Origin of the sequence: Paraburkholderia sp. BL23I1N1, from assembly GCF_003610295.1 — a bacterium.
GTDB lineage: Bacteria > Pseudomonadota > Gammaproteobacteria > Burkholderiales > Burkholderiaceae > Paraburkholderia.
In genome coordinates, this window is record NZ_RAPV01000001.1 from 6,560,909 (window position 1) to 6,579,430 (window position 18,522).

General features: G+C 61.4%; 20 protein-coding genes. 11 read left to right on the forward strand and 9 right to left on the reverse strand.

The window, feature by feature from the left end:
- Positions 1-14 precede the first annotated feature (14 nt).
- Positions 15-1,775: a penicillin-binding protein 2 gene (locus tag B0G76_RS30635; RefSeq protein WP_120295792.1), complete on the forward strand. Its 1,761-nt coding sequence runs from the start codon at positions 15-17 to the stop codon at positions 1,773-1,775.
- Between the two features lie 23 nt (positions 1,776-1,798).
- Here B0G76_RS30635 and B0G76_RS30640 read toward each other — a convergent pair whose 3' ends face one another.
- The gene (locus B0G76_RS30640; RefSeq protein WP_120295793.1) at positions 1,799-2,914 is read right to left on the reverse strand and encodes a diguanylate cyclase; all 1,116 of its coding nucleotides are present in this window, start codon (positions 2,912-2,914) and stop codon (positions 1,799-1,801) included.
- A 313-nt stretch (positions 2,915-3,227) separates the two neighbouring features.
- Between B0G76_RS30640 and B0G76_RS30645 the strand changes: the two genes are divergently transcribed.
- Positions 3,228-3,485, forward strand: coding sequence for a DUF2866 domain-containing protein (locus B0G76_RS30645; protein ID WP_120295794.1), 258 nt, complete (start codon positions 3,228-3,230; stop codon positions 3,483-3,485).
- 41 nt (positions 3,486-3,526) lie between these two features.
- Here B0G76_RS30645 and B0G76_RS30650 read toward each other — a convergent pair whose 3' ends face one another.
- Complete coding sequence (locus tag B0G76_RS30650) at positions 3,527-4,165, reverse strand: glutathione binding-like protein (protein WP_120295795.1); 639 nt, start codon at positions 4,163-4,165, stop codon at positions 3,527-3,529.
- A gap of 66 nt (positions 4,166-4,231) precedes the next feature.
- Here B0G76_RS30650 and B0G76_RS30655 point away from each other — a divergent pair, with 66 nt between their 5' ends.
- From B0G76_RS30655 to B0G76_RS30665, 3 genes are all read left to right on the forward strand, one after another.
- Positions 4,232-4,912, forward strand: coding sequence for a TetR/AcrR family transcriptional regulator (locus tag B0G76_RS30655; protein WP_120295796.1), 681 nt, complete (start codon positions 4,232-4,234; stop codon positions 4,910-4,912).
- Positions 4,902-5,138 carry a hypothetical protein gene (locus tag B0G76_RS30660; RefSeq protein ID WP_120295797.1) on the forward strand — a complete coding sequence of 79 codons (237 nt, stop codon included), beginning with the start codon at positions 4,902-4,904 and terminating at the stop codon, positions 5,136-5,138. Before B0G76_RS30655 ends, B0G76_RS30660 begins: the two co-directional genes overlap by 11 nt.
- A gap of 127 nt (positions 5,139-5,265) precedes the next feature.
- A complete protein-coding gene (locus B0G76_RS30665; RefSeq protein WP_120295798.1) occupies positions 5,266-5,634 on the forward strand; it encodes a hypothetical protein in 369 nt (122 codons plus the stop codon).
- Here B0G76_RS30665 and B0G76_RS30670 read toward each other — a convergent pair.
- A complete protein-coding gene (locus B0G76_RS30670; protein WP_120296920.1) occupies positions 5,631-6,257 on the reverse strand; it encodes a LysE family translocator in 627 nt (208 codons plus the stop codon). The two genes, B0G76_RS30665 and B0G76_RS30670, sit on opposite strands and share 4 nt — an antisense overlap.
- Before the next feature lie 214 nt (positions 6,258-6,471).
- Between B0G76_RS30670 and B0G76_RS30675 the strand changes: the two genes are divergently transcribed.
- The 4 genes from B0G76_RS30675 (at position 6,472) to B0G76_RS30690 (ending at position 9,863) form a co-directional block, all read left to right on the forward strand.
- Positions 6,472-7,056 carry a YigZ family protein gene (locus B0G76_RS30675; protein ID WP_120295799.1) on the forward strand — a complete coding sequence of 195 codons (585 nt, stop codon included), beginning with the start codon at positions 6,472-6,474 and terminating at the stop codon, positions 7,054-7,056.
- Positions 7,057-7,292: 236 nt separating this feature from the next.
- Entirely contained in the window at positions 7,293-7,832 is a 540-nt protein-coding gene (locus B0G76_RS30680; protein WP_120295800.1) for a hypothetical protein, read from the forward strand.
- A gap of 156 nt (positions 7,833-7,988) precedes the next feature.
- On the forward strand, positions 7,989-8,609 hold the full coding sequence (locus B0G76_RS30685) for a LysE family translocator (protein ID WP_120295801.1): 621 nt from the start codon (positions 7,989-7,991) through the stop codon (positions 8,607-8,609).
- A 276-nt stretch (positions 8,610-8,885) separates the two neighbouring features.
- Complete coding sequence (locus B0G76_RS30690; RefSeq protein ID WP_120295802.1) at positions 8,886-9,863, forward strand: 2-dehydropantoate 2-reductase; 978 nt, start codon at positions 8,886-8,888, stop codon at positions 9,861-9,863.
- 120 nt (positions 9,864-9,983) lie between these two features.
- On the opposite strand, the gene B0G76_RS30695 is transcribed toward B0G76_RS30690, so the two are convergent.
- The 3 genes from B0G76_RS30695 to oxlT are packed head-to-tail and all read right to left on the reverse strand — an operon-like array spanning position 9,984 to position 13,740.
- Positions 9,984-11,435, reverse strand: coding sequence for an aldehyde dehydrogenase family protein (locus B0G76_RS30695; RefSeq protein ID WP_120295803.1), 1,452 nt, complete (start codon positions 11,433-11,435; stop codon positions 9,984-9,986).
- Positions 11,425-12,369 (reverse strand): LysR family transcriptional regulator, encoded by a 945-nt coding sequence (locus tag B0G76_RS30700; protein ID WP_120295804.1) that lies wholly within the window; start codon positions 12,367-12,369, stop codon positions 11,425-11,427. Before B0G76_RS30700 ends, B0G76_RS30695 begins: the two co-directional genes overlap by 11 nt.
- A gap of 30 nt (positions 12,370-12,399) precedes the next feature.
- The gene (gene oxlT / locus B0G76_RS30705; protein WP_120295805.1) at positions 12,400-13,740 is read right to left on the reverse strand and encodes an oxalate/formate MFS antiporter; all 1,341 of its coding nucleotides are present in this window, start codon (positions 13,738-13,740) and stop codon (positions 12,400-12,402) included.
- A 372-nt stretch (positions 13,741-14,112) separates the two neighbouring features.
- On the opposite strand from oxlT, the gene B0G76_RS30710 reads away from it, so the two are divergent.
- Together B0G76_RS30710 and B0G76_RS30715 are read left to right on the forward strand one after the other, a co-directional pair.
- Positions 14,113-15,060 carry a LysR family transcriptional regulator gene (locus B0G76_RS30710; protein WP_120295806.1) on the forward strand — a complete coding sequence of 316 codons (948 nt, stop codon included), beginning with the start codon at positions 14,113-14,115 and terminating at the stop codon, positions 15,058-15,060.
- A gap of 96 nt (positions 15,061-15,156) precedes the next feature.
- On the forward strand, positions 15,157-15,462 hold the full coding sequence (locus B0G76_RS30715; protein ID WP_120295807.1) for a hypothetical protein: 306 nt from the start codon (positions 15,157-15,159) through the stop codon (positions 15,460-15,462).
- Between the two features lie 59 nt (positions 15,463-15,521).
- Here B0G76_RS30715 and B0G76_RS30720 read toward each other — a convergent pair whose 3' ends face one another.
- The 3 genes from B0G76_RS30720 to frc are packed head-to-tail and all read right to left on the reverse strand — an operon-like array spanning position 15,522 to position 18,238.
- Positions 15,522-16,190, reverse strand: coding sequence for an NAD(P)(+) transhydrogenase (Re/Si-specific) subunit beta (locus B0G76_RS30720; protein WP_120295808.1), 669 nt, complete (start codon positions 16,188-16,190; stop codon positions 15,522-15,524).
- Entirely contained in the window at positions 16,187-16,972 is a 786-nt protein-coding gene (locus B0G76_RS30725; protein WP_120295809.1) for a fumarylacetoacetate hydrolase family protein, read from the reverse strand. The genes B0G76_RS30720 and B0G76_RS30725 overlap by 4 nt, the downstream gene beginning before the upstream one ends.
- 18 nt (positions 16,973-16,990) lie before the next feature.
- A complete protein-coding gene (gene frc / locus B0G76_RS30730; RefSeq protein ID WP_120295810.1) occupies positions 16,991-18,238 on the reverse strand; it encodes a formyl-CoA transferase in 1,248 nt (415 codons plus the stop codon).
- Positions 18,239-18,522: the final 284 nt, after the last annotated feature.

Consider the following 18,522-nt stretch of genomic DNA (forward strand, 5'->3'; position numbering starts at 1 on the left):
CGCTCACCGCACTCATGGTCCAAAAGAAGAAATCGCAGTCGCACGATCCATACGCGCCCGTCGCGAAGAACCAGTTGCTGGCCGCGCGCCTGCCGGTGTGGCGCTCAAAATTTGTCGTCCTGCTGGTGTTCGCCGCGTTCGCGTCGCTGGCGGGGCGCGCGTTCTGGGTGCAGGTGGTCAATCAGGATTTCTACGTCGACCAGGGGCAAAAACGCTATCAACGCACCATCGAACTCGATGCGACGCGCGGGCGCATTGTCGACCGCAATGGCTCGATGCTCGCCGTCAGCCTCGCGACCTATGAAATCTGGGCCTCGCCCAAACTGCTCGACGAAGCCGCCTTCGCGCCGCTTTCGAAGCTGCTCGACCTGCCGCTGGCGGAACTGCGCCGGCGTCTGAACGGCGACAAGACCTTCGTGCTGCTCAAGCGCCAGGTGGACGCCGACACCACCGATCACGTCAACAAACTGGGCCTCGCCGGCATCACGCAGATTGCCGATTCGAAGCGTTTTTATCCCGAAGGCGAATCGGCGGCGCACGTGGTCGGCTTCACGGATATCGAGGACAACGGCCAGGAGGGCGTCGAACTCGCCGCCAACGAGCAACTGCTTGGCGTGCCGGGCCAGCGCGAAGTGATCCGCGACCGTCTGGGCCGGGTGGTGTCCGAAACCCGGCCGCTCGTGCCCGCGCAGAACGGCGACACCATCCACCTGACAATCGACCGACGCATTCAGCAGGTCGCCTACGCGCAACTGAAAGACGCCATTGCCAAACATCACGCCGAAGCCGGCAGCGTGGTCGTGCTCGACGCGCGCAACGGCGAGATTCTCGCGCTCGCCAACTATCCGAGCTTCGATCCGAACGACCGCGCGCGTCTGACCGGACGGCAACTGCGCAATCGCGCGGTCGTCGACACCTTCGAACCGGGCTCGACAATCAAGCCGGTGGTGGTCGCGCTATCGATCGACGAAGGCAAGGTGCGGCCGCAAAGCGTTATCGACACCGCGCCGGGCTGGTACAAGATCGGCCCGGCCGTGATTCACGACACGTCGAATCATGGCGCGATGACGGTTGCCGAAGCCGTGCAGAAGTCGAGCAATATCGCGCTCGCCAAGCTCGCGCTGAATCTGCCCGCCGAAAAGATCTGGAACAAGTATCAGGAATACGGGCTTGGGTTGAGACCCGAGCTGACCTTTCCGGGTGTCGCATCAGGCAAGGTGCGCCCGTACAAACGCTGGCGTCCGATCGAACAGGCGACCATGGCGTATGGCTACGGGCTGTCCACTTCGCTGCTGCAGATCGCGCAGGTCTACACCGCTTATGCCGGTGACGGCACCCTGCATCCTGTGAGTCTGTTGCGGAAGGACAAAGAGGCGGACCGAGACTCAGACAGGAACCCAGGTGCGAGTGACCCGTCGCAAACCGTCGATAAAGGTCACGCAGTCACGACGCCCGCCACCGCGCGCGCGATCCGCTCGATGCTCGAAATGGCCACGGGCCCGGGCGGCACCGGGCGTACCGCGGCGGTGGAAGGCTACCGGATCGGCGGCAAAACCGGCACGGCGCGCAAACAGGTCGGCGCGACTTACGCGAAAAACCGGTACCGCGCGCTGTTTGTCGGCATGGCGCCGATGAGCGACCCGCGGCTGATCGTTGCCGTCATGATCGACGACCCGGCCGGCAAGGCGTTCTACGGCGGGACGGTGGCCGGGCCGGTGTTCGGTGCGGTGACGGGTGGCGCGCTGCAATTGCTGGGGGTGCCGCCGGATGCGTGAGGCGGGCTCTGGCGCTGCGGCGATCAACGCGGCGCGTTATCGCCGTCCGCTTTCACCAGCGCCTCGATGCGGTTGCGGCCGTTGCGTTTGGCCTGATACATCGCCCGATCGGCTTCTTCCATCATCGCGTGGCCGTGCACGGCCGCCTCGGCCGGCGCGCCGGTAATCGTGCGCGCCGCCACGCCAATCGACACGGTCAACACAATGCGTTCACCGTGATCGTCCTGCAAATCCAGCCTTTCGACGGCCAGCCGCACGCGCTCGGCCACCGTCAGCGCGTCGGCCCGATCGCCTTGCAGCAGCGCGGTGAACTCTTCGCCACCGTAGCGTGCCACGGTATCGCCGAGCCGCACCTGCTGTCGCACACAGGCCGCCACCGCGGCAAGAGCGCGGTCGCCGGTCTGATGTCCGTAGGTATCGTTGATCCGCTTGAAACTGTCGATATCGATGAAAAGACACGCGACCGGTACGCCATATCGCACGGCGCGCATGATCTCCTCGCGCAGCCGTTCGTCGAAGTAGCGGCGATTGGCGAGGCCGGTCAGCGAATCGGTCATGCCGAGTTGCTTGAGCCGCTCACGATGCGCGACATTGTCGAGACTCGCGGTCACGATGCTCGCGAAGCGCTCCAGAATATCCGTCGCCATGCCTTCGGCGAAACGGCCCGGATCGTCGCTGCAGAGGCATAGATAGCCGCTGACGGTATCGCCGGCGGCAAGCGGCAGCAAGATCGCGCTCGCCGGCGTATCGGCGTCGCCGAAGAACGCGCGGCGCGCCGTTTCATCCAGCTCGCTCGGCTTGCCCAGCCACGGCTGTCCCTCGTCGCACAGACCCTGGGCAGCGAGACCGCCTTCGCGCGACGTTTTCAGATTGGGCTGGTCGAGCGCATGCAAAGCGTTCGGTTCGAGCAGCTCGAGCAACATCGGCGCGCGATCGTCGAGCCACAACGCCACCCTCGCCAGCGAGAATTCTTGCGGCAGATGGCTGAATAGCGTGTCGAGAAACGACGCGAAATCCTGCGCGCCGATCAACTTCAACTCGACGTTCTGGAACCGGCGCAGCGTGCGCTCGTTGTGCTGCACTGTATCGACGAGCGAGCGAAGGCGGTCTGAAAGCGGCGTTTGAGCGAGATTCGTCACGTTAGCAATGATGCGGGCCCGGAGGCGAAGCGGGGTCGACGGCCCCAATCGCTGTAATAACGGCCAATTCCGCGAGGTCTTGAGGGTTGCATCACCGCGCGTGCAAAACAGCGGCGTAACAAGGCGATCAGATAGCGGGAGCAGGCGCGGAAACTTTGAGCGCGATCTTAAGTTTGGCTTAATTCTTACCTGTAACTATGGCGCACAACATCCCCTGTTGAGCCGCCAGAACATCGGCGGCGCTTTTTTTCTAAAGGGATGTCGCCGACGCGCCGATAGATGGACAGCATGCCTGCGAAGAAGGAGTCAAACGATGGTGGAAGACACGGTATTCGAGCATTTGCGCGCGATGCCCGGCAACGAATGGGTGCGCCAGATCCACTCATGCAAGGTCTCGGACCCTTTGCAACCCCCTTGGGGACGCTCGTACAGACTCGTCGAATGGACCATGAAGCACACCCCCGAGTCTAGCCGCCGCGTCGTGCCCGCGGAAAGCACGCCACTCGAAATCGCCCAGGCGGTCGTATCGCACATTCCGGGGCGCCGCTTCTGCCAGCATAGCGACGACTAATCGACGACTAGGCGACGACTAATCGCGCAGCTGGCACCCTCTCAGCTTTTCGCGCGCTTCGCCACTTCTTCCTTAAACAGCGCGAATTCTTCCGCAACGGCCCTGGCGACACTCGGGCGCTGCATCAACCGCTTGTAGTACTCAGCCACCGCCGGCCATTGCGACAGATCGATGCCGCCATACGACGCCCAGTTCAGCACGGTGACCAGATAGGCATCGCCCACGCTGAATGCGTCGAGCAGATACTCGCTTTGCACCAGATGATCTTGCAGAGCGCCTAGCCGCAACGCGGCCTTGTCGCGTGCATAGCGCTTCACGTCTTCCGGTGCGCGCGCGTCGAGTAGCGGCACGAACACCGCCTTGTGCAATTCCGTACTGATAAAACCCAGCCATTGCTGCAGCCGCGCGCGCTGCGCCGTGCCCGCGGCGGGCGCGAGCCGTGCGGCCGGAAAATGATCGGCCACGTACGGCAGGATCGCCGTGTTTTCGGTCAACAGCCAGCCTTCGTCCGTGCGCAACACCGGCACTTGCCCAAGCGGACTGATCGGATAGAAGTCCGAGCCATCCGACAACTGTTTCGACTGCGTATCGACCTGAATGTACCCGGCCTGCGCCCCCGCCTCGTACAACGCGATGCGGGTGGCCATTGAGCAAGCAAGCGGCGAGAAGTACAAATCCATGGGGGAAACTCCTGTCGTTGGTGTTTTTGTACTATATTGCATATAAATCACTTTCGCCATATTTTTATGCGGACCAGTACAAAAAAAGGAATCCGCCCTCGTGGCCGCCCGCGTGCCTACGATTCCGACCAGGCGCTCGCCGATGCAAGAGATGTGTTCTGGCGCAGCGGCTACGCGGGCACCTCGCTGGATCAATTGAGCGCCGCGACCGGCATGAATCGCCCGAGCCTGTACAGCGCATTCGGCGACAAACATGCGTTGTATCTGACCGCGCTCGACCGTTATATCGAGGCCGGCCGGCTCGCGATGGTTCATGCGCTCGGCGAGGACCTGCCCCTGCCGCAGGCGCTGCTACGCGTTTATGACGGCGCGCTCGCGTGGTACTTGCCCGCCGACGGCGATCCTCTTGGCTGCTTCATGATCGGCACCGCCGCGGTCGAAGCGGTGGATGACGCCGAGGTCCGCGCAGCACTTTCCGAGGGACTGCGCACCTATGACAAAGCCTTCGAGAAACGCTTCAAGCTGGCGCAGGCCACGGGCGAACTGGCCGCCGATGCACAAGCGCCACTCCTCGCGAAGCTCGCGTCGGCGATTTTGCACAGCCTCGCGTTGCGCGCCCGCGCGGGCGATTCGCGCGCGTCGCTGCGGGCAACAGCGGTTGCGGGGGTGGCGTTGCTATGCGGCAATGCGGGCGAACCGCTTGTGCCTGCAACGGGAAAAACCTCAGCGAAGGGACGTGCGCGATAACGCGGAAGGTGTTTCGCCCGCGTCGTTCAGTGTCCTCCTGGATATAGGCAGCCGGATCGCAGCGGGTTTGCAATGCTTGACAGTCACGGAGAACGGTTTTGCCTATCATGGACTCTTCCGCCAGACGCGCTATGGTTTCGACATGACCTATCCGTACGACTTACTGACCGCTGCCTGTCTTTTCATTATCGTGGTCTCCACCTCGATCATGCTCGCGCTCACCTGAGTGGTGTAACGCCCCCTCTTGCGGGTTGCGAACCGCTCAACGCACCCAACACACTTAAAGCGCGCCACGCGCTTCCGTAAAAAGACGGGATATACTGTACATATATACAGTACTTTTCGTCTGAGCAATGCGCCTTCCTCCCTTCGACCCTCCCACGCTCGGCGATCTGCGCGCCTGGTGGCGCACGCGCGACGAGCAGGCCGTTCAGCGGCTCATCCTCGAGGTCCAGCGTCAACGGCTCACTCTGCTGGAGTTGCGCAACCTGATCGACAGCGGCGTCCAGCAGGCGCGCGCCGCCGACCGCACGCTGGTCGAGCGCGGCGAACCATTAATGACGCTACGCATACGGATCGCGCAGGAAGTGCTGCGGGTTGGCGATATCGACGATACGCGGCAGATAGGCCGCGCCGAACAGGAAAGGCTCGCCGTGCACACCCAGGGCCAGATGGAATATGCACGCGAAGGTCGCCTGAGGCGGCAGCGCCGGAATATCTAGCGCGTTTGCGTGGCGACGCGCAGGCCGAGAGAGATGAACAACACGCCGATGATCTTGTTTTGCCAGCGGCTCAGCCATGTCAGACGCTTGACGAATTTGCCCAGCGGACGAATGGTCAGCACGATCAGCGTTGTATAAAGCGCGCTCATACCGACGAAAATCAGTCCGAGCGTCGTGAACTGCAGGAATGAGGAACCGTGCTCGGGGCGAACGAACTGCGGCAGGAACGCGAGAAAAAACAGTGCGGTCTTCGGGTTCAACACTTCGGTGGGAATCGCCTGAAAGAACGCCTTAGAAGCGGAGACCGGCGCAACCGTCGGCAAAAGCGTGCTCGCCCGCTTTTCGCGCAAGGCGCGAATGCCCAGATAAACAAGGTACGCGGCGCCAACGAATTTCACGGCATTGAAGGCAAGTGTCGACGTCATCAGCAAGGCCGACAGCCCGACCGCCGCGCCCAACGTGTGGATGAAATCGCCAACGGCGATACCGAGACCGGTGAGTATGCCGGCCTTGCGCCCGCCATGCACCGTGCGAGTCAAAACCAGCAGCACAGCCGGGCCAGGAATCAGAAAGAGCCCTAATACAACGGCAACGAACGTTCCCAGTGTAGAAAAATCAAGCATGTCGTCTCCTTGGTCGCGCACCCGATTCAGCAGACCGGCATGCGTTTAGCGGACGATTATAGACATTCGCCGATTCCCCCGCCGGCGATCCGTTACCATGGCGGGCACAGGGCCGCATGGGTCTAATGCATGAGTCACGCGTGAGAGTCACACGTGAGACTCATGCATTAGACCCACATAAGGCCCGCATTTTTCATCCACCGACGTCTTTGCCTTGCCCACCTATACCTTGCCCGCGCCGCTCTGCGCGGAACTCGAAATTCGCAAGAGCCGATTCATCGCGCATGCGATACCGGTCGCCGACCGCGACGCCGCGATGGCCGAATTGCGGCGTCTGCGCGACGAGCATCCTGGCGCGACGCATGTGTGCTGGGCGCTGCTGGCAGGTGGCCAGTCAGGCATGTCCGACGACGGCGAGCCGTCCGGCACCGCGGGCCGGCCCATTCTCGAAGTGCTGCGGCACCATGATCTGGACGGCGTGCTGGCGGCCGTCGTGCGGTATTACGGTGGCGTGAAGCTGGGCGCCGGCGGATTGGTGCGGGCGTATACCGACGCGATTGCCTCGGCGCTATTAGATGCGCCGCGAGTGGAGAGAATTGCTCTGGTTACGCTGATCGTCGAAGTGAGTTACGCCGACGAAGCGAAAGTGCGCAGATGGATCGAGGCCGAAGGCTACGGACTCGTGGACAGCGCCTACGGGATGCTGGTGAAGATGACGGTCCGGCTGCCCGTCAACGCGGTCGACGATGCCCGGCTAGCGCTCGTGGATATGACTCAGGGCAAAGCCGGTTTCTTCTGATCGGGTTGCCCGCCCCGCAAGACTGTTTCAATCGTTAGCAAATTCCGGCCCCGCTCCGCTTAATAAGATGCACGGCTCGCTGTTACCATGCTGTTCTGTACCGCGATGACTCAACTTAAAAGGCAACTCCTCTGACCTCGACCGCCGCTTTTTCCAGCACAGCGCCCGAGTCGCCGCAACAGAGTCAGTCTCTGCGGCAACCGCTCGGTCCCCCGCCTCCGGCCCTGAGAACCGCTGTGCTCAAGGGTTGCGGCGCCGTCGCACTGCCGTTGATGCTGTCGGCTTGCTCCTGGTCATGGTTCGGCCTGAATAGCCCACCGCGCACGGCCGCGCATTTAACCGGCTGGCTCAGCGTCGCCCCTGCCAGCGATTTCGTCTACGTGCCGGCGCGCGACGGCCAGGTTTCGCCGAACCGGATCGAAAACACGGCGATGACCGCCGTTGTGCTAAAAAGCGATATCAACGAGGCCGTGCGCAACGGCATTGCAAGCAGTTTGCGGATCGCCGGTTTTCATCTCGCCGAAGGCGGGAAGGTTCTGAGCGGCAGCATCGAGAAATTCACGGTAGACGACTCGCGATCGCCGGCATTCTGGACACTGAAAATGCGCTACATCGTGACCGATGCCGCAACCCAGAAGGTTGTGTTCGCAACCACCAAGACGGTCCGGCAGAAGTCGCCTAAATTCACCAGCAACACCATCGCCATCGAAGACACGGTCAGGCTCAGCGTCGATGCCTTGATCAGCGATCCGGGCTTCGTCAAATCGGTGAATTGAGCGCACGGACCGAATCGGCACGGTCCGCCGATTCGCTACAATCGGGGAATATCGGGAAAAGCTGAATCGCGCGGAACGGCGTCTTAGCGCCTGCTTCGCGATCAACCTCGCGACCCCGATTCGTTGCAATCCCGCCCCTTCTCCGTGCGAGCCGTCATGTCTATCACCACCTGGCTGTTCTTTCTGCCCGCGTGCTTCGCGATCAACCTCGCGCCCGGCCCCAACAATCTTCTATCGATCAACGTCGCCGCGCGCCACGGCTTCATGTCGGCCTTCGTGGGCGGCACCGGCCGGCTTGTGGCCTTCGCGTTGATGCTGGGGTTGGCCGCCACCGGCCTCGCGGTCGTGCTGCATGCATCCGAGTGGTTCTTTCTGGCGATCAAACTCGCCGGCGCCGCCTATCTGATCTGGCTCGCCATCCAGTTGTGGCGCAGCAACGCGCCGGCCATCGATACGACCCAGCAGGACGACGCGTCGCTCTGGCGCATCGCGCGGCAGGAGTGTCTGGTGGCGGCAGGCAATCCGAAGGCGATTCTGGTTTTCACCGCATTTTTGCCGCAGTTCGTGGATATCGCCAAGCCGATGCTGCCGCAGTTCGCGGTGCTCGGCGCGAGCTTTCTGATCCTCGAATGGGTGGCGATCGCGCTCTATTCCTGGGCCGGCATGCACCTTGGCAAGTGGCTCGTTCGCACCAAGGTTCGCCGGTGGTTCAATCGCTGCTGCGGGACGTTTCTGGCGGCAATCGGTGTGAGCTTTTTGCTGGTTCGGCGGACGTAACACGCCTGATTCGCAGCGCAATAACAAGTACTAAGCTTACCGAACGATCTCACCTGTCATGCTCCGACTGTACGGCATCCTCTCGCACCGTCCGTCGGCACCAGCATGCTAGCCGGACCACTGGCGCAACCATAAACGATAGCTAATGTTCGGCCGCAGAAACTTTAACTATCAGCAATTGTCCTGCACCCCTATGCTCGAAGAATGACCCGCCGCCGCGGCAAGACCCGATGCGGCATTGGGCAAGCGACTTTTCATCGTCACAGGGGCGGCATCATGAAGATCTGTATCTTCGGAGCAGGAGCGATTGGCGGTTTGATGGGCGTGCAGTTGGCCCGAGCCGGCGCGGATGTGAGTTTCGTCGCGCGCGGCGCGCATCTTGCTGCAATGCGCGCGCACGGCGCGCGCCTGATCATGGACGGCGAAACCTATAGCGTGCCGGTACGCTGTACGTCAGACCCGCGCGAACTCGGCGTGCAGGATGTCGTGGTCGTCACGCTGAAGGCGCACTCGCTGCCCGGTGTGGTCGACACGATGCAGCCGCTCCTCGGCAAGCACACGGCGATCGTCACCGGCGTCAACGGCATTCCGTATTGGTACTTTTACCAGCACGGTGGAAAATTCGCCGGCACACGCCTCGCCAGCATCGATCCGGACGGCAGCCAGTGGTCGCGCCTCGGCCCCGAACGCGCGATCGGCTGTGTGCTGTATCCCGCTGCCGAAATCGTCGAGCCGGGCGTCATCAAGCACGTGTACGGCAAGAAATTCCCGATCGGCGAGCCGAGCGGTGAACGCACACCGCGCATCCAGCAGTTGCACGAGATCATGCAGGCAGCGGGATTCGACGCGCCGATCCGCGACAATATCCGCGACGAAATCTGGCTCAAGTTGTGGGGGAATCTGTGCTTCAACCCGATCAGCGCCTTGACGCACGCCACGCTCGACATCCTCACCAGCGACCCCGGCACGCGTGCGGTATCGCGCACGATGATGCTGGAAGCCAAGCGCATTGCGGATCAGTTCGGCGTGCATTTTCGGGTCGATGTGGAAAAACGTATCGACGGTGCGGGCGCAGTCGGCGTGCATAAGACCTCGACGCTGGTCGATCTCGAGAATCGCCGTCCGATGGAGATCGATCCGCTATTGACGGTGGTGCAGGAAATGGGCCGTCTCGTTGGCGAGCCCACGCCGACGATCGACGTCGTGCTTGCTCTCGTCAAACTGCGCGAACGGATGGCATTGCAGGGTGATTGAGCGCAGGTTTTCGCTTCGAACGAAGTCTTAATTTTCAGGAAAGGATCGAACGCCACGCGTTCGATCCTTTTTTCATGGCTATTGATCCGCTATTGATCCGCTATTGATCCCTATTGATCCCTATTGATCGATCGCCAGCCACACCGCCTTCGGCTCGGTGAAGTTTTCAATCGCCACGTCGCCATGCTCGCGGCCAAAACCGGAATCGCCGGAACCGCCCCACGGCAGGCGCACGTCGGTATAGCCGTAGGTATTGATCCACACCGTGCCCGCTTTCAGCTCACGCGCCACCCGATGCACGCGGCCGATATCCGCGCTCCATACGCCGGCCGCGAGGCTGTACAACGTGCCATTGGCGATACGGATCGCATCGGTTTCGTCGTTGAAGCGAATCACGGATGCCACCGGCCCGAAGATCTCCTCCTGCGAGATGCGCATTTCATGCTCGACGTTGGCGAACACTGTCGGCTCGACGAAGAAGCCGCGCTCGCCCACACGCGCGCCGCCAGCCACGAGTGACGCGCCTTCGGCGCGCCCTGTCTCGACATAGCCGAGCACGGTTTTCATCTGCGCGGCGGAGATGAGCGGCCCCATCGACGTTTCGCGCGCAGCCGGATCGCCGACCTTGATCGCCTTTGCACGCGCCGCGAGACGCTCGACAACTTCGTCGTAGACATCGCGATGCGCCAGAATGCGCGAGCCGGCCGAACATACCTGGCCGGTGTTGAAGAAAATTCCCGACGCCGCCGCTCGCACCGCATTGTCGAGATTGGCATCCGGGAAAATCAGGTTCGCCGACTTGCCGCCGAGCTCCAGCGTAACGCGCTTGAAATTGCCGGCCGCGCCCTGCAAAATACCGCGCCCCACGGAAGGCGAGCCCGTGAACGTTACTTTATCGACGCCGGGATGCGCCACCAGCGCATCGCCGACTACCCGCCCCTTGCCAGTGACAATGTTCAGTACTCCCGGCGGAACGCCCGCTTCGAGTGCGAGTTCGCCGATGCGCAACGCGGTTAGCGGCGTAATCTCCGCCGGTTTGACGATCAGCGTGCAACCGCATGCCAGCGCGGGGGCGATTTTCCACATGCCGATCATCAGCGGGAAATTCCACGGCACAATCGCGGCGACCACGCCGACCGGCTCACGCAGCGTGTAAGTCAACGCGTCGGGACGCACCGGCACCACCTGGCCGTTGATCTTGTCGCACCAGCCTGCGTAGTATTCCAGCGTATCGATCGCCGCGGGAATATCCTGGCGCATCACCGCCGAAATCGGCTTGCCGGCGTCGAGACTTTCGAGTGCGGCGAGCTCGTCCAGATTCGCGCGCATCAGGCCGGCGAAACGCATCAGGATGCGGCCTCGTTCGGCCGCCCGAATCGCGTTCCACACTTTCAGCGCGGCACGCGCAGCGAGTACCGCGGTATCGACATCGGCGGCGCTGCCTTGCGCAACCAGCGCAATCGGCTCTTCGGTCGCCGGGTTGATGTCGACGGAATATTCGCCCGTGCCGGGCGGCAAACGCTTGCCGTCGATCAACAGATCATGGCGCCTGAGGTCGGTTTCAGTTTCCATCATGAAGCTCCTTGTATGGAATGTCGCGTGGGCTGACGGGCAGCGGATCGGCGAGCGCAGCGAACTGTGCCCACGCCGCCGCTGCGTTGGGTCTGAGGGAGCGGTTGCGGCGTTGCACGAGCAGCGTCGTCAGATTGATCTCAGGAACGAGCGGCCGGCTCACTAGCGACGCGGCGGGCGCGGGCCAATGTCCACCGACGGGTAAAACGCCGATGCCGATGCCCAGCTCGACCATGCGCGACACCGCCGCGACGTGTCCGAGTTCCTGCACCGGCCGTCCCTTCATGCCGCGCGCGCCGAGGGCGAGCTCGAACGCCGCGCGCATGCCCGCATCGGCGTTCAGCGTGACAAGCGCCCAATCCTGCAATGCGCTCCACGCAACGCCGGCGTGCCGCGCCAGCGGATGCGCGGGCGGCATCACCACGTGCAGCGGCGTTGTGAAAACCACTTGCGCGTGCAACTGATCGGCGCTCAGGGGCTCCGCTACCGAGACCACGCCGAAGTCCACTTCGCCCTGTTCGACGCTCGCGAGCACGTTGCTTTGCGCCTGATCCTTGACGGACACGATCAGCTCTGGAAACGCCGACGCGCAGCGGGCAAGCCCCTGCGCCACCCAACTCGACGACAGCACGGGATTGCTCGCCAGCACAACCACGCCGGTGTGTCCTTCGTAAGCGGCACGCTCCTCGCGCAGCGTCAGATCGATTTCATCGAGCAGGCGGCCGATTCGGCGCTCGAGACTCGCGCCCGCATGAGTCAGTGCGACCTGGCGGGTGGTGCGGTCGAATAGTTTCAATTCGACCGCGTCTTCAAGTTCGCGCACACAACGGCTCACCGCCGACTGCGTCAGATCGAACTCGCGCGCCGCGCGCGTAAAGCTCCGTTCACGCGCGACGGCGACGAACACCTTGAGTTGCTGCAGCGAGACATTCATAACGTCACTGCAGGGCGCGGGCAGCTCACCCTATTCCCCTGACTGTTCGGGCCATTGACTCAGCCGCGAGGACTTGCTGCCGGCGACGGCCAGCACGCCCTGGGGCTCGTTGTGCAATTCGATCCAGCGCGAACGCATGGGCGCGAGAATGAACTTCGCCGAGATGCCCGCGGCGATCGTGACGATGGCGGAAACGATAAAGACGAGATTCCAGCCGCCTGTGGCCGACAGCACCGAAGCAATCGGCACCAGCAGCGACGCCGTACCTTTTGCTGTGTACAGCGTGCCCGCATTTGCCGCCGCATATTTGCTGCCGAACGTGTCGGCACAGATCGCCGGAAAGATCGAGAAAATTTCGCCCCAGAACAGGAAAATCAGCGCGGCGAACGTCATGAACGCATACGGGTTGCTGCCGTACTGCATGAGGCCGAGCAAGGCGAGGCCTTCGCCAATGAAGATCACGAACATCGTGTTTTCACGGCCGAGCTTGTCGGAGATGAAACCGCACAGCGGACGGGTAAAGCCGTTGCAAATGTTGTCGATAGAAAGCGTGGCGGTCAGCAGCGGCAAGCTCATGCCGAAGATCGTCATCGGGATGCGTGCGAGTCCCCAGTCTTTCGCGATCGGACCGATTTGCGCAGTCGCCATCAGGCCGCCCGCCGCCACCGCAACGAACGACACATAGATCACCCAGAACACCGGCGTCTTGATCATCTGGCCCGGCGTGTAATCGACCTTGGTGACCGCGAATTTCTTCTTCGGTGCAGCTTGCGGGCGCAAATTCGGTTTCTTCAACAGCAACGCGAGCGCGAGTATGCAAACACCCTGTAGGACGCCGAAGAAAAAGAAGGTATGTTCATATCCCGAGCGCGTGATCATGCTGGCAATCGGAATCACGGTGACAGCCGCGCCGGCGCCAAAACCTGCCGCCGTCAGGCCGGCCGCGAGACCGCGGCGATCCGGAAACCACTTCAACGCATTGCCGACGCACGTACCGTACACACCGCCCGCGCCAATCCCGGCAATGACCGCCGACACATACAGCATCGGCAAGGTCGTCGCATACGAATTCATGACCCATGCGAGGCCCGCGCATACCGCACCGCCGGCGACCACCGGGCGCGGACCGAACTTGTCGACCAGCCAACCCTCTACCGGCACGAGCCACGTTTCGGTGAGAATGAAGATGGCAAAGGCGAGTTGAATGGACGCTTCACCCCAGTGATGCCGCGCATTCATCGGCGTGACGAACAACGTCCATGCGTACTGCAGATTGGCCACCAATGCCATGCACATCATGCCGATGACGAGCTGCCACCAGCGGTTCGCCCAGAAAACGCGAGTCGTGGTTTGCTGATTGTTGTCGTCCATGAGCCTTGTCTCCGCCATTTATATGGTGCGAGCCGACTTCGCGCCGCACTGTATACGTCTCACCTTATGGTTACGACCCGAATAGCCTTGCCATTCGGCGACATTTAATATTTCGTCTTTAATTCGCATTATTTTAAAAACTGTTCTGCTTGAATCATCGCTTTGCAGATCAATTCTTTATTCCAATCAATTAAGTATCGGCGCTGCCTGAAAATCTTCGCTGCCACCCGCGCCACGCCTCGAATCCGAGCGTTAACCCGAGTATCACGCCAGCAATTCCGCCTCTTATAAGACCCATGCTAGGGTCATTGCTGAATTACTAATAATTAAAGTTTGTTATTATGTTGATTCACATTTGCTTATACATTGGCCATGACGATGCGCAATGCCACGCTGCGGCAACTGAAGGTCTTTGAAACGGTGGCGCGCCACCTGAGCTTCTCGCGCGCCGCGGAAGAATTGCACCTCACGCAGCCCGCCGTCTCCACCCAGGTCCGGCAACTCGAGGAGCATGCAGGGCTGCCGCTGTTCGAGCAGCTCGGCAAAAAAATCTATCTGACGCCGGCCGGCACCGAGATGCTTCACTACAGCCGCGCGATCATTCAGCAGTTCCACGAAGTCGACGAGGCGATGGGCCAGCTCAAGGGCGTCTCCGGCGGCAAGCTGAACGTCGCGGTGATCAGTGCCGGCGACTACTTTTTCCCGCGCCTGCTGGCCGAATTCACGCGGCGCTACTCGGGTGTCGCGCTCAATCTCGCGGTGCACAATCGCGCGGAACTGTTGCATCAACTCGCGACCAATCAGACCGATCTCGCGGTCATGGTGCGTCCGCCGCACGAAACCGACGCGACCAACGAACCGTTCGCGCCGCACCCTTACGTGATCGTGGCGGCGCCCACGCATCCGCTCGCGAACAAGCGCAACATCAAGATGAGCCAGTTGGCGAACGAGGCCTTTATCGTGCGCGAACGCGGCTCGGACACATGGAATTCGATGGAGGAAGGCTTCGCCGGCCGCCTCTCCAATCTCAAGATCGCCATGGAGATCAAGAGCACCGAGACGATCAAGCAGGCCGTGATCGCCGGCATGGGCATCGCATTTCTCTCGGCGCATACGATCAGTCTCGAGTTGCAACTCGGCCATCTGGTCGTACTCGACGTCGAGAGCTTTCCAGTCATGCTCAACTGGTACGTCGTGCATCGGAAGAACAAGCGCCTGCCGCCGGTCGCCGTCGCCTTCAAACGCTTCCTGATGGAAGAAGGCGCGAGTCTCATCGAGAAGATCACTCGCGTGAAGGAATTGAGCGTCTATAAGCAGTAGTTTATGGAAAGCCATTAAAACTTTAACTATTGCACGTTGATCAGTATCCCTATGCTGCAAGTGAGTTCCCTTACTTGTCAGCCCAGGAGGCCGATCATGAATCACGCTTCGGTTGAGTCTCATGCCGGCACGCGTACTGCACGCGCTACGGTGCAAAGTCCCGACGACGCCCATCTGAGCGCGTACAACGCTGCCTTCAGCGATCTCGGCCTGCGGTTCCGCTGGGATCAGGTCACCCTCGACGTGCTGAAGGAATTCAATAGTGAAGCCGCACGCATTACGGCCTACATCGAGCGATTTCACGCGCATCTTCACAAGGCGTACGACGCCGAGTTTCTCGCCCAGATGATCCTGAGCAAGAAGGCCTGGTATTACAGCGAGTTCGCGGCAGCCGGCGAGTAAGGGCGTCGGCGAGGCGCTTCTGCCAATCACGCTGCCTGCCGCTCGACGCGCCGGTGTATTCATCTTTGACGGAATATCGCGCGGTGAATGAAACGTAGGCGGACAGTTCCGCGCTTTTGTACACCCATGTTCCCGGTGTTATGCCAGCCGCGGCGGTGCCGGTGTGATGCCGCGCGGATCATGCCGGGCGCTATCTCGCGCAGCGCCCATGTTTGCTCTTCGCCACCGTGCCATTCGATACGTGCCAACAGTCCGTGCCGCTCGAGCGCAAATCCATGGCAGCGGCCGGCGAATGCATGAATGTGCGAATCGCGCTCATTCGAGTACCCACGAGTCACCATCAGATGCGTGCCCAGCGCAGCCGCTAGCACGCTCATCGCCAGCAACGCAGCGAGTCCGAACGGCTGTGCCTGTTCAGTGACGAAACCGTAGCCAAGCCATCCACACAGCAGCAGCGCCGACACGTTGACGATGCCGTGGCCCGGACGCGCTGCCACGCTCAGGTCCAACGCGCCGCGCAACTTGAAGAATGCGATGGCGGATGTGGCGAAGACCAACGCACCGATGAACACCGCGGCATAGAGTTCGACACGCTCGACGTTCGCCTGGGCTGTCACGGACGCAGACGCCTGCGCCATCACCGAAAAATAACAGGCGAACCCGCCCAACATGACAGCGAGCCCCATGGCGCTGCCAAGCAACGCAACGAGCCCAGGCCGTCGCGTCATACCGCTACCTCGCACACAGCGGCCAGCGTATTACTTAGTGTGCCGATTCCGTCGACCGTGATCGTTACCGTCGCGCCGTCCTTGATCGATCCAACGCCGACCGACGTGCCGCACGCGATCACGTCCCCTGGCTCGAGCGTAAGGTCCTGCGAAATCAGACGCACCTGCTCGGCAGGCGAAAATACCATATCGGAGAGCGGATAGTTCTGCCGCTCCACATCGTCGAGCATTGTCACGAGACGCGCAGAACGCCAGTCGAATCCGGAAACGATCGAAGGTCCGATACAGCAGAACGTATCGAAGCCCTTTGCCCGGCACCATTGCGGGAAGTGGGGATTCTCGTTCAGCAGATCGGCAGCGGTCACGTCATTGACCAGCGTATAGCCGAAGATCGAATCCGCAGCTTCTTCGGCACTTGCATCGCGGCAACGCCGCCCGATCACAATGCCTAGCTCACCTTCGTAGACGATCTTGCCCGCGTAACTGAGCGGCCGCCGGATCGCATGACCCGAACCGATCACCGATTCCGCCGGCTTCAGCAGAAATAGCGGGTGTGCCGGCACAGGCTTGTCGAGCTTCGCCGCTAACGCGTGAAAGTTATTCCACAACGCGACGATCTTGCGGGGCGCACAAGGCGCGAGCGGCGTGAGTGCACGGGTCGACAGCACAGCGCCGGTCGGCACCGGTTGATCGAGACTTTCGTACTCGTGCAGATAACCGCCTTCCACCCGGCCGAACACGACGCTACCGTCGTTCGACATGAAACGCATCCACGTATCCATATGTCGCTCCTTGAACGTTCAAATCGCGCCAGCCGTGCGCAATGCACTGATCTGTTCGGGCGAGTAGCCGAGTTCGGTCATCACCTCGTCGGTATGTTCGCCCAGCAGCGGCGAGCGCTTGACTTCGGTCGGGCTGTCAGACAGTTTGATAGGATTGCCAACCGTCAGATACTTGCCGCGAGTCGGATGATCCACTTCGACAATCGTGCCGGTTTTGCGCAGCGACGGCTCTTCGGCGATTTCCTTCATCGACAGGATCGGCCCGCAAGGAATGTCGTACTTGTTGAGGATCTGCATGGCCTCGAACTTGGTCTTGGTCATGGTCCAGCGTTCGATCTCGGCAAAGATGTCCTTCAGATGCGGCAAGCGCGCGGCAGGTGTCGCGTAATTCGGATCGGTGGCCCAGTCTTCCTTGCCGATCACGTTGCAGATCTTCGCCCACACCGGCGCCTGCGTGATGAAGTAGATATACGCATTCGGATCCGTCTCCCAGCCCTTGCATTTCAGAATCCAGCCCGGCTGACCACCGCCTGAAGCATTCCCCGCGCGCGGCACCGCTTCACCGAACGTTCCGTTCGGATATTGCGGATACTCTTTCATCGTGCCCGTGCGTTCGAGCCGCTGCTGGTCGCGCAGTTTCACGCGGCACAGGTTGAGCACGCCGTCCTGCATCGCCGCGAGCACCTTCTGCCCACGCCCGGTTTGCGTACGCTGATAGAGCGCCGTGACAATGCCGAGTGCCAGATGCAAACCCGTGCCGCTGTCGCCGATCTGCGCGCCGCTCACCACCGGCGGACCGTCGTCGAAACCGGTGGTCGAGGCCGCACCGCCCGCGCATTGCGCGACGTTCTCGTAGACCTTGCAGTCCTCATAAGGACCCGGGCCAAAACCCTTCACCGAAGCCACGATCATGCGCGGATTCAATTCCTGAATCCGCTCCCACGTGAAGCCCATCCGGTCGAGTGCGCCCGGCGCGAAATTCTCCACCAGCACGTCGCACTTCTGGATCAGCGCCTCGAGCACCAGTTTGCCTTCCGGGTTCTTGGTATCGATCGTGACCGAGCGCTTGTTGTGATTGAGCATCGTGAAGTACAGGCTGTCCACGTCGGTAATATCCCGCAGTTGCTCGCGCGTGATGTCGCCGGCACCGGCCCGCTCCACCTTGATCACGTCCGCGCCGAACCACGCGAGCAATTGCGTGCAGGTCGGCCCCGATTGCACATGCGTGAAATCGAGAATGCGCACGCCGTCGAGTGCTTTGCTCATGTCATGTCTCCTGATCAGTCAGTTTTGTGCAGCGGTTATCGACCGACGCGCCCGCTTCGATAACGTCCACTAGCGTGGATGCCTGGGTAGCCTCGATACATACGGTATGTGATATATCACATTCAATCAAGATCGATTTCAAGATACTGCTGTTCCGGAGTTTTCGTGCTGAATGCCTGCCGGGTCTACATTGCAGCGAAATAACACCACGCACGTGCTCTTGATCCGAGGGAAAACACTGAGTCGCTGTGCATTTCCGGCTTTTTGATATATCACATACTATA